Source organism: Intestinibacter sp., from assembly GCF_034113885.1.
Lineage (GTDB): Bacteria > Bacillota > Clostridia > Peptostreptococcales > Peptostreptococcaceae > Intestinibacter.
The window spans coordinates 1-12600 of record NZ_JAXEWM010000004.1 but is presented as its reverse complement, the minus strand read 5'-3'; the positions used below and the strand labels follow the sequence as shown (position 1 = coordinate 12600).

Sequence of the window (12600 nt, the reverse complement as noted above, 5' to 3'; positions counted from 1 at the left end):
TAGGTTACAAAAAATTAAAATATTATAATAATTTAATTTAAAACAAGATACAATATCTATGAAATCCCATTCATAGGTATTGTATCTTAAACATTACACAAAAAGGAGAAAAATCATGAAAAAAATAATAACAATTTTAATTGCATTAATGCTAAGTATATCTGTTGTAGGATGCAACCCATTCTCAAAAAACTCAGATGAAACTAAGAGTAAGACTGAACAAACATCAACTCAAGATGCAAGTGAAGCTACTTCAGAAGAAAAAGAAAATACAGAAGAAAAAGAAGAATCAAAAGATGAAGATAAAGATAGCAGCACTAGTAGTGATAAAAAACAATCAACATCAACAAAAAAATCTAATGATTCAAAGGCTGAAGATAATGCTGTAGAATACGATTCATCATGGGAAGACACTAAATCTAGCAACAAAAAAGATAGTTCATCTAAATCAGATAAAAAAGACAGTTCTTCAGAAAAGAAAAATAGTTCTTCAAACAAAAATGATAGCTCATCAAAAAATAATTCTGAAGTAAAAGACGAAGACGGTGACGGATGGAGCGATGGATGGAAGTAGATAATATACACGAGACAAACTTACATAAAATACGGAAACACAATAGTGGAGGATATAATGGAAAATAAGCAGGAATGGACGAAAATTATAAGATCTGAGGATAGTTTTTTTAAACTTAATTTAAAAGAAGTTTTAGAGTACAAGGACTTGATATTTCTTTTAACAAAGAAAAATTTCACTACTATGTACAAGCAAACTATACTAGGACCATTATGGATTGTGATAAACCCACTTCTTACAACTACGATGTTCACTATTATATTTGGCTACATAGCTAGTATACCTACAGATTCTGTGCCACAGTTTATATTTTATATGGCTGGTAATATAATTTGGGTTTATTTTTCTGCTTGCTTGAGCCAGATATCCTCTACTTTTTTGACTAATGCGGCGATTTTTGGGAAGGTGTATTTTCCGAGGTTGGTGCTTCCGATATCGGTTATTTTTACTAAGCTGATAGATTTTACGGTGCAATTGGCGATTTTTGTGCTGTTTATAATTCTTTTTAAGTATAAAGGAGCAAATATAGCTGTGGATACTAGGGTGGTTTTATTCCCTCTTTTGATAGTTCAGGTCGCCGCTTTGGCGCTTGGCGTAGGGGTGATAATTTCCTCTCTAACTACAAAGTACAGGGATTTGAATGTATTAGTCGGCTTTGGACTTCAACTATGGATGTATGCTACACCTATAGTTTATCCATCTTCTCAGATAGGTGGAAAGCTATACACTTTGCTTATGTTAAATCCTATGGCGCCTATTGTGGAAACATTTAGATATTTGTTTTTGGGGTGCGGGGAGATATCGGTGAAGTTTTTGATTATAAGTGTAGTTGAGACGATTGTAGTGGCGACTATAGGGATTTTTTTATTTAAAAAAGTCGAGAAGGATTTTATAGATACTGTCTAGGTAGAGGGATATTCATATGAAAAATACAGTTATTAAGGTTGAAAATTTACAGAAGAAATATAAGCTAGGTGTAATAGGCGCAAGAACGCTTCAGGCTACAATTCAAAGCTATGTAGCTAAAAAATTAAATAAAGAAGATCCTAATTCTAAAATCGGTGCTAAGAAAGCAGTAAACGGAGAATTTTGGGCTTTGAAGGGTTTAAATTTCGAGGTTTACGAAGGCGATATCTTGGGAATTATAGGTAGAAATGGTGCTGGTAAGTCGACGCTGCTTAAGCTATTGTCTCAGATAACTTCACCTACTAAGGGAGATATCTATATAAAGGGTAAAATTTCCAGTATGCTAGAGGTAGGGACAGGATTTCACAGAGAGCTTACAGGCAGAGAAAATGTATATTTAAACGGTGCAATTTTGGGAATGAAAAAGCACGAGGTCGACGAGAAATTCGACGAGATAGTTGAGTTTGCAGAGATAAGAGAGTTTATAGATACGCCTGTTAAGAGGTATTCATCTGGGATGTATGTCAAGCTTGCATTTTCAGTGGCGGCTCATTTGAACTCTGAAATACTGATAATGGATGAGGTTCTAGCTGTTGGAGATATGAAGTTTCAAAAAAAATGCCTAGACAAGATGAAAGACCTAGCCAGAAATCAAGGCAAGACAATTCTATACGTAAGCCACAATATGAGCACAATTAGCGATATGTGCAACAGATGTATCTTCATAGAAGAGGGCAGAATAAAATACGATGGCGAGGTTGAAAGAGCTATTCAAATGTACTACGATGATTTTTCTAAGAATGGTTCATTTGTAGATTTGACTCAAATTAAAAGACCTAAGAGATTCACGCCGACAGTTTTGGCAGAAAGTGTGCAGGCGGGCAATGAGTCTGGATTTGTATTTGATGAAGGTGAAAAGCTCAAGTTTACTCTAAATTGCAAGGCTCTAGAAGATGTGGAGGACATATCTATCAGGTTAACTCTAAATTACAATTATATTCCTGTTGGAACGAGTATATCAGATAATTTAGGTGATATAAAAAAATCCGAGAGCAAATCGTATAATTTAGTTTTAGATTTGAATAATTTGCAGCAGGGAACGTATTCTACAAAGCTGATTGTATTTAGTGGTACTACAAAGGGAATTCCAAGAGTTCTAGATTTTGTGGATGACGCTTTTTCTTTCAATATAGTAAATGGAAAAATGGTCTCTTTTGGATGGAATAATAAACACTGGGGAAGTGTAAATTTCCCCAAAATGTATTTAGAAGGGGGAAAATAAAAATGAAAAAACTAACAAGTATAGTTCTAGCAGCTATAATAAGTATTTCGATGACTTTTAGTACGTCATTTGTTTTCGCAACATCAAATGACCCAGAAAATCCAGTGGAGTTCGACTGGTACACAAAAATAAGCGACACAACAATTTCTAAAATACCAGATCAAATATACACAGGTAGCTACAAAACACCTACTATTACAATAACATACAAAGGTAAAAAATTAGTCAAGGATAAAGACTACAAGGTAACATACAAAAACAACAAATACATAGGAACTGCGAGCGCAGTAATCAAGGGAATTAACGATTATACAGGTAGCAAGACAGTGACATTTAAAATAATCCCAAAAACAGTTACAGGATTAAACACTACATCTACTACATCAAGTATAACTTTGAAATGGACTAAGGTTTCATCAGTTTCTGGATATGAAGTATACAGAGCTACAAGCAAAAGTGGAACATACACAAAGATGAAAACAACAACTAGTACATCTTACCAAAATACATCACCTTCAAAGACAAGTACTTACTATTACAAGGTGAGAGCATATAAAACTGTAAATGGTAAAAAATATTACGGAAAATACTCTAGTGTGATTGCAAGCGCTACTACTCCATCTAGACCTACTATAACAGTTACAAGTCCAAGTACTAAAACTATAAAAGTAACATGGAACAAAATAACAGGTGCGAGTGGATACGAAATTTACAGAAAAACTAGTTCAAGTGGTACATATACAAGAATAAAAACTGTTACTAGTGGTTCTACTTTAAGCTATACAAATAGTAGCTTGACTAAAGGAAAAACATATTATTATAAAGTCAGAGCTTATAAGAATGTGAATGGGAAAAAGCTATATAGCTCATATAGCAGTGTAAAATCTGTTAAATGTAAATAGGAACATCGGGAGAAATTGTAGATTTATTACAGTTTCTCTTTTTTTATGTTGCGATTTTTCTTGTATAAGTTATATGTAGTTTAATATATATGGAATTTTAAACTATAATATATTTAGAAGAGTTAGAAAGAGGGGTTAATATGAGCATATTTGAAAAAATTAATAAAAAATGGATTGCGGTTAGTTTTTAGAGTGCATACTATTATCATATGCATAGAATAATATATAAAAGTCGCCTTATTTTTTAAATATATATTTGGTTAAAATTTATAAAATAAGAGCAGTAAAAACTGATCTTATCTTATTGCTTGATTATTTTTATTTATAATTGTTTCATTTAAACAGTCGTAAATTTTTATCAAGTCTTCTTCTGGACCAACGATACAATTAGGATGGTGTTGCATATTTACAGCACTGTTTATTGTTCTAAAATCGTCAGGAACAGGCAGACCAGGAGCACAGATTAATAAATAACCAGGATAAAGAACTAATCCAGATATGCTTGAACGTTTAATAGTCATTTTGTACTTTGTTTTTCCAGGCATGCTTTCTGATATATTTACTTTTGTTTCAGTTATTTCTACTACTGTTCCAGATCCTACATTGAATGTTTTCATTTGTATTCCCTCCATTCACAGGTTTTGCTCTTTTGTATTTATATATTTTAAATAAATAATAACACAATTTATCCAATAAAAGAATAATATTTTAGGCAAAAAAGTATAAAAATATTAGAGGCTATCGCAAGTTTTATTTTGCGACAGCCACTTTGGATTATCTTCCAGGAATTTCTATATATTGAACTGGATCGTCGTCAGGAATATCGATCCATTCTTCTGCCATATTGCATTCGTCTGTGATTTGAGCGACAGGCATCTTTACGTATTTAGCAGATGCAGTGACTGCAATTTCTCCATTAGGTAGGATTATTTCACCTGTGCCTTCGAATAATTTTCGAGTATCTCTAGTGACTCTCGCTACTGTGATAATTTCGCAGTCTAGAGGAACTGGTTTTTTATATCTAATTTCTAAAGAGCCAGTAACACCCCAGATAGTCTCATCGCTTATGCTGATAGCACGTCCGATAGTTTCGTCTAAAATCGCTGCAGATATGCCGCCGTGAACTCTACCTGGGTAGCTTTGGTGAAACTCCTTAGAATTAAAAATAGAGGCTAACTCACCGTTTTCTAATTGGTAGAAACGAGCCTTTAGACCTAGGTCGTTTTCCACACCACATACTAGACAGCTTTTAGAGCTATTTTGTTTTTTTAGTACTTTATATTTCATTTTTATCACCTTTCAGTTTATTTATTTAAATTTTCGCATAAAAATTCGTACATTTTTTCAGCTGGATTTATAATATCTAACTTAGTCATAGACTTCAATTCCTTTTCAAAATATGGGAAATGAGTGCAGCCTAAGATTAGCGCTTGCACATTTATTCCCTCGAAGAAATTGATGATATCTTCTAAATGGTTGTTTTTTATAAGCTCCATAGGAGGAATTTTTTCCTCTACATTATTAACTAATGTCATTGAGTTTAAACCTACCACTGTGCATTTAGAATTTGTATTTACGATTATCTTTTCAATTCCGCCGGCTGATTGACCGTTGGCACAGATAAGTCCTAAATAAGTGTATTTATTTGCTAAAAATTCATAAACATCTAATGGTGTAACTATGTAAATCTTAGATATATCAGCTAATTCGTGGAAATCGATACTTGAGCTCAATGAGTTACAGTAAACAAATATCGCGTCCATGCCGTCGTTTTTAATTTTTGCTATTAATTCTAAAAGAGCTTCCTTTCTCTCTTCAATAGGAAGAGTTTGAAATAATAGCTGTTCTGTTGGATTTTCTGAAACTGGATAAGAGTATGTGTCTACTCCTTTTTCCTTTAAAAAGTCAACCCCCATTTGTGTGTCCACAGGAGTTCCTGCCATCACTGCTACTTTCATTTTTGATACCTCCAATATATGTAAATTTAAAATCTTTTTAATATAAATATAACATACTTTAAATATACTATATTTAGTAAATATTAATTTTTATGGAAATTTATAACACATAGGAAAGAGTAGCGTACTTGCTGCGCCAAGTACTTAAATTATATTCATTTTTAAATTGTGGATAGATATAATTTCCGTGAATGTGTTTCAAGAAAATCTACATTATGGTTTTTTAAGATAAAGATTTTCTTATAAAAAGTGAATATGTTTTTAGAAAATGGACATAATATAAAAATCAAATAAAAAAATAAAATTAAGGCAAATTTATATATGGATAAACTTAAAAAATGTTAACGTTATCCCGTATAATATTATATATATCAAATATAATATATTGAATATGACTTAGCATTAAAAAAAATTTATATGGATTAAATTAACAAATCTATTGACAAATAAAGCAAAAAAACATACTATAGATATTAAATAAAGTTAATTATTATTTTGATAATAAAAAATAAACTTTTAAATTTAGAAGAAAGGAGGCTTATTATGAGTAAGAAATTATTTATACCAGGACCTATAGATGTTAGTGAAGATGTCCTAGAAAAGATGGCTACACCAGTTATCAGCCATAGAAGTAAAGAAGCATCAGAGCTTCAAAAAAGCATAACTGAAAAAGCACAAGAATTATTTTACACAAATAATACAATATTATTATCAACATCCTCCGGCACTGGCTTAATGGAAGGCTCCATTAGATGTTGTACAGCAAAGAGAGCAGCTGTATTCTCCTGTGGTTCATTTGGAGATCGATGGCACAAAATGGGTATAACAAATGGTGTTCCAACAGATTTATTTAAAGTAGAATTAGGTCAGGCTATAGAGCCAGAAATGGTTGATAAGGTACTTGCAACTGGCAAATATGATTTAATAACTGTAACTCATAATGAGACTTCTACAGGCATAAGAAATCCAATCGAAGATATTGGTCAAGTCCTAAAAAAATACGACGATGTAGTCTATTGTGTAGACACAGTTAGTTCAGCGGGAGGAATTAAAATCCCCGTCGATGAAATTGGAATAGATATTTGCATAACATCAGTTCAAAAGGCAATTGGTTTACCACCAGGTATGTCAATTTGTACATTTTCTCAAAAGGCTAAGGAAAGAGCCGAAAAAGTACCAAATCGAGGAGTTTATTTTGATTTACTTGCAATGTACGAATACATTCAAAAGAAAAATTATCAATATCCTTCAACTCCATCCCTTTCACATATGTTCGCTTTAGATTATCAATTAGGAAAAATCCTAGAAGAAGGCCTAGAAAACAGATTTAAAAGACATGAAGACATGGCTAAAATCGTTAGAAATTGGGCTGAGGAACACTTCGAAATCTTTACAGATAAAAATCACTTATCAAATACTTTAACAGTAGTAAAAAATACCCAAAATATAGACGTATCTAAATTAAATGAAGAATTACAAAAACGTGGATATTTAATAGCAAATGGATACGGAGAATTAAAAGATAAAACATTTAGAATTTCACATATGGGAGATTACACACAAGAAGATATAAAAGATTTATTAAAAAATATAGATGATATATTAGGATTTTAAAGATTATTAAAATTTAAGAAAATAATAAAAATATTAATTATTATGAATATTAAAAAAGCGGAATTATTAAAGGGATTTTGGAGGTAAGAAAATGTATAGAATATTAGTAGCTGATGGAATGAATTTAGACCAAATAGAAAACTTAAAAGAATTAGGATTTGATGTAATAGATAAATTTTATGATGGTGAAGAACTTGGATTAATGTGTCAAGACGTAGATGCATTAGTTATTCGTTCAAAAAATAGAATCACTAAAGAGATAATAGATAAAGCCTTAGAAGGAAATGCAAGACTTAAATTAATAATAAGAAGTGGTGTAGGACTAGACAATATAGACGTTAAATACGCAACTAAGAGAGGCGTAAAGGTTATGAACACACCATGTGCAAGTACTAGATCAGTAGCAGAACTTACAATAGGTCAATTATTTACAATAGCTAGATATGTAAACATAGCTAACGTAACTATGAGACAAGGTCAATGGAACAAGAAAAATTATATAGGAACAGAAGTATTTGGAAAAACATTAGGAATAATAGGTTTAGGAAGAATAGGTAAAGAAGTTGCTAAGATGGCGAGTGCAATAGGCATGAAAATAATATACTACGATATATTAGGCGAAATGAAAGGCTATCCAAGATATAAATTCTGTAGCTTTGAAGAAGTTTTAGCAAACGCTGATTTCTTAACAATACACATACCTTACGATCCAGAAAAAGGTTACTTAATAACTAAAAAAGAATTCGATATGATGAAACAAGGCGTATACTTCATAAACAACGCTAGAGGCGCTTTAGTATGTGAACACGACTTAATAGACGCTTTAGACGAAGGAAAAATAGAAGCAGTAGCAATGGACGTATATGAAGAAGAACCAAAAATAAACCTAGAACTAGTTAATCATCCAATGGTATCTCCAACTCCCCATATAGGTGCATCAACAGTTGAAGCTCAAGATAGAATTAGTAAAGAAATAGTTGAGATGATAGTTGACTACTTTCACTATGATCAACAACAAATTGCATTATAATAGAGCATAAAATAGTGGAATATAAAATTTTGGGAAGCTAAAAATCAGGGGGATAAAGAGATGGCGGTTATAAAACCTTTTAAAGCAATTAGACCAGCAAAACAATATGTAGATATGGTAGCGGAATTACCATATGACGTTATGAATAGGGAAGAAGCAAAGGAAATGGGTGAAAAGAATAAATATTCTTTCATACACATTGACAGAGCAGAAATAGATTTAGATGATAAAGTAGATGAACACGATGAAGCTGTTTATCTAAAGGCTAGAGAAAATCTAGACAATTTCAGAAATAATGATATTTTAATAAAAGAAAAACAAGACTGCATCTACATTTATAGAGAGACAATGAATGGAAGAGATCAAATCGGCCTTGTAGCTTGCGTATCTGTAGATGACAGCATAAATGGAGTAATAAAAATACATGAATACACTAAACCAGACAAAGAATTAGACAGAACTAAGCATATAAAATATTGCAATGCAAACACAGGAACAATTCTTTTAACTTACAAAAATAGAGAAAAGGTAGATGAATTAGTAGACTTCTACGTAAAAAATGAATTGCCACTTTACGACTTTATGTCTGATGACGGTGTATTCCACACAGTCTGGCGAATCGACAGACAACAAGACTTAGATGAGCTTGTGAGCGAATTTGATAAAATTCCATATCTATATATAGCAGATGGGCATCACAGATCAGCATCTGCTGTAAATGTTGCAAAAGAAAAGAGATTGGAAAATCCAAACTACACAGGCGATGAAGAATTCAACTACTACATAGCTATGATAGCTCCAGAAAACAATCTAGAGGTTCTAGATTACAACAGAGTCGTAAAAGACTTAAATGGAAACACTAAAGAAGAATTTTTAAATAAAATTGCTCAAAAATTTGAAATAGAAAGAGTCGCAAAAAACAAGCAATACAAACCAGAGCAAAAAGGTACTGTAGGCATGTTCTTAGACGGAGATTGGTATAAAATTAAATTTGATGATAAATCAATAAACGACCCTGATGAAGTCAAATCATTAGACATATCAATCCTACAAGATAACATCCTAGACGATATCCTAGGAATAAAAGATCCTCGAAGAGACAAAAGAATAGACTTTGTCGGAGGCATCAGGGGAATAGACGAGCTTGAAAAAAGGGTAAACGAAGACATGAAGGTTGCCTTTGCGATGTACCCAACAGAGCTTACAGAGCTTATGGCAGTTGCCGATGCAAACAAAATAATGCCTGCAAAATCTACTTGGTTTGAACCAAAAGTAAGATGCGGATTATTCTTACATGAACTTGATTAATAAAAATAGGATTAGCCATTGAGGCTAGTCCTTTTTATATTCCCCATCTTTCTGCGTAGCAGCACTATTAAAGCCCATAACCCCTCGCATCAAAACCCATGTAAATATATTAAAGAAATTTGTGACATAGGAATAAAATAACAAATATAAGGAAATACTATAATTAGAAAATATCAAAAATTAAGCAATATAAACATTTGTAGTTTATAAAAGGATTAAAAAGGAAGGGGTTCAATATGTTCAATCCAATGAATTCAGATATGTTTAGTTCAAAAAAAATGAAATTAATGATCCAGGATTTAGAAAGAAAGCAGTTAGATTCGTTAATATCTTTTATTCAAGAAAGATTAAAAAAATTATATAATTTAGGTTTTAGTGACGAAAGGGATACGAAGGCTGAAATTTTAAGAGGTCGCTTTAAAAAAGGTCTTAAATGCCCTAAATGTGGTCATACAGATTTAAATAAAAATGGAAAGATGAATGGTCGTCAAAGGTATATTTGCAAAAAATGTAGAATTACATTCGATGAAAGAAGTTTTTCGCCGCTTTCTAACACAAGGTTAAGTTTAGAAAAATGGCTTAAATATTGTCAACTTATGATAGAAGGTGGGACTATTAAAAAATGTGCAGAGGAAATAAATGTAAGCATACCAACGTCATTTTTTATGCGTCACAGAATTTTGGATGTGCTTAATTTGTTTTTAAAAAATGAGATCTTGGAAGGTATAGTTGAAGTTGATACTTGTCATGTAAATGAGTCTTTCAAGGGTTCTAGCAAAAAAAATAATTTTGAAAATAAGAAATATTTTTATAGCTTTGATAGGGATAGATTGCCAGGAGGTAGCTTTTTATTTAACAAGGATTTTGGAAGATCTATAAAATTTTCAAAAAATGCAAAACAAAATCAAATTTGCATTAATACAGCAATCGATAGAAACGGACATATACTTACAAGAATAGTTGACAATGATATGGGCATAAATAATAATGTAAAAACTCAAAATATGATGTCCTTTTTTGAAGGTAAATTGAGTGAAAATGTAATATTTTGTGCTTATGTGACTTCATGGTATAGACCACTTGCTGAAAAATTAAATATAAGAGTAAGACAATCACCTAGGCCAAATAGTTCAATTTACACAGTAAATCACGTTTATAAGTATCATTGGGAGCTAAAAAGATGGCTTAGAAATTTTAATGGAGTTGCGACAAAATATTTAAATAATTATTTAGCGTGGTTTAAATTTTTGTTTATAAGTAAAAAATTTACGGAATTTAATCGAATAAAGGATTTATTTATGGAATTTGCTACAGAGGACCTTTATCTTACTCAGGAGATGATAAAAAATAGGTGTGTAGAGTTGTTATAGGTATAAGCTACGCTTGGAAGAATAATGATAATTTTATTGATTTGTACCCCTAATTAGTTGTCACAAATATCTTTAATATATTTACAGTGGGTGGGGAGGAGGATATGTGGTATAAAGAGGTTGTTTTGGCGTGTTAAAAAAATTATTTGAAAAATATGAATATTGTATAAAATTCTGGCTATGTTATTTTATCCGTGATTGTGAATGTGCTATATTTAAATTATTAAATTTGTTTTTAGGAGAGATTTGGAGGTTATTAATATGACAGCTACAAAGGAAGTTTTGGAAAATTTAGGATTTAGAAGGGCGAAATTGTCAGATGCGGAGAGATTATTGGAGATTTATTCTCCTTATGTCATAGAGACTGCGATTACTTTTGAGTACGATGTACCTTCGGTGGAGGAGTTTAGAGGGAGAATAGAGGATATTTCTAGTGAGTATCCGTATATCGTTTGTACATATAAGGACGAGATAATTGGATACGCTTATGCGCATAGACATATGGAGAGGGCGGCTTATCAATGGAATGCTGAGCTTTCTATTTATTTAGATATGGATTATAAGAGCCTTGGTGTTGGAAAAATTCTTTATGGCAAGCTTATAGATATTTTAAAATTGCAAAATGTTGAGAATGTGTATGGATGTATAACTACCGAGAATGAAAAGAGCGTTAAGTTCCATGAGAAGTTGGGATTTAAGTTTATAGGGATATATCCTGATACTGGATATAAGTTTGGCAGATGGTACGATATTACTTGGCTTGGGATGAGGATTGCTGATAAGAATCAAGCTCCGAAACCGCTTAAGGCTATATATGAGGTGGATCAAGATGCTATAGAGGATATTTTAAAGTTTTAAATCGCTCTGGTAGGCTATTTTGATTGTAAAAGTAAAAATTCTCTTATACAATGTAATTAAGGAGATTGTTTGAAATATAAGGGATTTGCTTGGATTTAAAATAGCTGCAGGAGGGGAATTTATGAAGAAGGTTAGGTATTTGATTTGCGTTGTTTTTATATTTTGCATGTTTTTTGTGGCTCAGGTGTTGGATGATAAAGAGGTTATATTCCCTGAGATTTTGGCGCTGGCTCTTGGGGCTTGGGTTAGTGAGAAGCAGCCGTGGAAGGTCGATAGGGTGAGGATGTTTGTGCTTATGTCGATTTCTTCTTTGGTAGGAATTTTGGTAGTTAGATATGTGAATCTGCCGCTGATTTTTAAGATTGCGATAGGATTTTGTTTTGCAGGATTTATGTTGACTTTGTTTAGATGTACTATTGTTCCTATGATATCTGCTTGTATATTGCCTATGTTTATTGGGACGACGTCTTTTATTTATCCGATTTCTGTGACTACGATGTCTTTTGTGATAGTTTTAGTGCAATTTTTAATAGAGCGCTTTGGATTGAAGCCTAAGACTATGGTCGAGAGTGTTGAGATGGATGTGAAGGAGGAGTTTTTTAAATGGTTTAAAATGCTCGTTCTTTTGATGGCGGTCTGTGTGATTCCGACTGCTACGAAACAGCTTTACTTTGTGGTTCCGCCGCTTATAGTGGCTTTTGTGGAGTTTTCTAATGTTAAGAGCAAGGTTAGGGATAATTTTAAGAAGATATGGATTGCGATTGTCTGTGCTGGTGTGTTTGGTGCAGGGTGCAGGAT

Annotated in this window: 13 protein-coding genes; 10 read left to right on the top strand and 3 right to left on the bottom strand. The window is 32.2% G+C overall.

The features are described 5' to 3' along the window. Positions 1-115 precede the first annotated feature (115 nt). From SPD90_RS00310 to SPD90_RS00295, 4 genes are read left to right on the top strand one after another with little or no spacing between them, the layout of a single operon-like run. Positions 116-574, top strand: a complete 459-nt coding sequence (locus SPD90_RS00310; protein WP_320923960.1) for a hypothetical protein — start codon at positions 116-118, stop codon at positions 572-574. Between the two features lie 57 nt (positions 575-631). Beyond that, a complete protein-coding gene (locus SPD90_RS00305) occupies positions 632-1480 on the top strand; it encodes an ABC transporter permease (protein ID WP_320923959.1) in 849 nt (282 codons plus the stop codon). A gap of 16 nt (positions 1481-1496) precedes the next feature. After that, a complete protein-coding gene (locus tag SPD90_RS00300) occupies positions 1497-2762 on the top strand; it encodes an ABC transporter ATP-binding protein (RefSeq protein WP_320923958.1) in 1266 nt (421 codons plus the stop codon). Between the two features lie 2 nt (positions 2763-2764). After that, complete coding sequence (locus SPD90_RS00295) at positions 2765-3664, top strand: fibronectin type III domain-containing protein (RefSeq protein ID WP_320923957.1); 900 nt, start codon at positions 2765-2767, stop codon at positions 3662-3664. 296 nt (positions 3665-3960) lie between these two features. Here SPD90_RS00295 and SPD90_RS00290 read toward each other — a convergent pair whose 3' ends face one another. From SPD90_RS00290 to SPD90_RS00280, 3 genes are all read right to left on the bottom strand, one after another. Further along, entirely contained in the window at positions 3961-4281 is a 321-nt protein-coding gene (locus SPD90_RS00290; protein ID WP_320923956.1) for a hypothetical protein, read from the bottom strand. Between the two features lie 157 nt (positions 4282-4438). Next, the gene (locus SPD90_RS00285; RefSeq protein WP_320923955.1) at positions 4439-4951 is read right to left on the bottom strand and encodes a PaaI family thioesterase; all 513 of its coding nucleotides are present in this window, start codon (positions 4949-4951) and stop codon (positions 4439-4441) included. Between the two features lie 17 nt (positions 4952-4968). Further along, positions 4969-5622: an aspartate/glutamate racemase family protein gene (locus SPD90_RS00280; RefSeq protein WP_320627163.1), complete on the bottom strand. Its 654-nt coding sequence runs from the start codon at positions 5620-5622 to the stop codon at positions 4969-4971. A 543-nt stretch (positions 5623-6165) separates the two neighbouring features. On the opposite strand from SPD90_RS00280, the gene SPD90_RS00275 reads away from it, so the two are divergent. The 6 genes from SPD90_RS00275 to SPD90_RS00250 all read left to right on the top strand — a co-directional run. Beyond that, entirely contained in the window at positions 6166-7236 is a 1071-nt protein-coding gene (locus tag SPD90_RS00275; protein ID WP_320625089.1) for a pyridoxal-phosphate-dependent aminotransferase family protein, read from the top strand. Between the two features lie 91 nt (positions 7237-7327). After that, positions 7328-8266 carry a D-2-hydroxyacid dehydrogenase gene (locus tag SPD90_RS00270; protein ID WP_320923954.1) on the top strand — a complete coding sequence of 313 codons (939 nt, stop codon included), beginning with the start codon at positions 7328-7330 and terminating at the stop codon, positions 8264-8266. A 60-nt stretch (positions 8267-8326) separates the two neighbouring features. Further along, positions 8327-9574, top strand: a complete 1248-nt coding sequence (locus tag SPD90_RS00265; RefSeq protein WP_320923953.1) for a DUF1015 domain-containing protein — start codon at positions 8327-8329, stop codon at positions 9572-9574. A 260-nt stretch (positions 9575-9834) separates the two neighbouring features. After that, entirely contained in the window at positions 9835-10944 is a 1110-nt protein-coding gene (locus SPD90_RS00260; protein ID WP_442909034.1) for an IS1595 family transposase, read from the top strand. A gap of 261 nt (positions 10945-11205) precedes the next feature. After that, positions 11206-11802: a GNAT family N-acetyltransferase gene (locus tag SPD90_RS00255; protein ID WP_320923952.1), complete on the top strand. Its 597-nt coding sequence runs from the start codon at positions 11206-11208 to the stop codon at positions 11800-11802. Between the two features lie 121 nt (positions 11803-11923). Continuing rightward, the coding region (locus tag SPD90_RS00250; RefSeq protein ID WP_320923951.1) for a hypothetical protein at positions 11924-12600 on the top strand (677 nt) is incomplete at its 3' end.

Excerpts from the sequence above, each read along its gene's own strand:
- SPD90_RS00255 (WP_320923952.1), top strand. The coding sequence starts at position 11,206 with ATGACAGCTACAAAGGAAGTTTTGGAAAATTTAGGATTTAGAAGGGCG.
- SPD90_RS00295 (WP_320923957.1), top strand. The coding sequence starts at position 2,765 with ATGAAAAAACTAACAAGTATAGTTCTAGCAGCTATAATAAGTATTTCG.
- SPD90_RS00280 (WP_320627163.1), bottom strand. The coding sequence starts at position 5,622 with ATGAAAGTAGCAGTGATGGCAGGAACTCCTGTGGACACACAAATGGGG.
- SPD90_RS00270 (WP_320923954.1), top strand. The coding sequence starts at position 7,328 with ATGTATAGAATATTAGTAGCTGATGGAATGAATTTAGACCAAATAGAA.
- SPD90_RS00260 (WP_442909034.1), top strand. The coding sequence starts at position 9,835 with ATGTTTAGTTCAAAAAAAATGAAATTAATGATCCAGGATTTAGAAAGA.
- SPD90_RS00300 (WP_320923958.1), top strand. The coding sequence starts at position 1,497 with ATGAAAAATACAGTTATTAAGGTTGAAAATTTACAGAAGAAATATAAG.
- SPD90_RS00310 (WP_320923960.1), top strand. The coding sequence starts at position 116 with ATGAAAAAAATAATAACAATTTTAATTGCATTAATGCTAAGTATATCT.
- SPD90_RS00305 (WP_320923959.1), top strand. The coding sequence starts at position 632 with ATGGAAAATAAGCAGGAATGGACGAAAATTATAAGATCTGAGGATAGT.
- SPD90_RS00285 (WP_320923955.1), bottom strand. The coding sequence starts at position 4,951 with ATGAAATATAAAGTACTAAAAAAACAAAATAGCTCTAAAAGCTGTCTA.
- SPD90_RS00265 (WP_320923953.1), top strand. The coding sequence starts at position 8,327 with ATGGCGGTTATAAAACCTTTTAAAGCAATTAGACCAGCAAAACAATAT.
- SPD90_RS00290 (WP_320923956.1), bottom strand. The coding sequence starts at position 4,281 with ATGAAAACATTCAATGTAGGATCTGGAACAGTAGTAGAAATAACTGAA.
- SPD90_RS00275 (WP_320625089.1), top strand. The coding sequence starts at position 6,166 with ATGAGTAAGAAATTATTTATACCAGGACCTATAGATGTTAGTGAAGAT.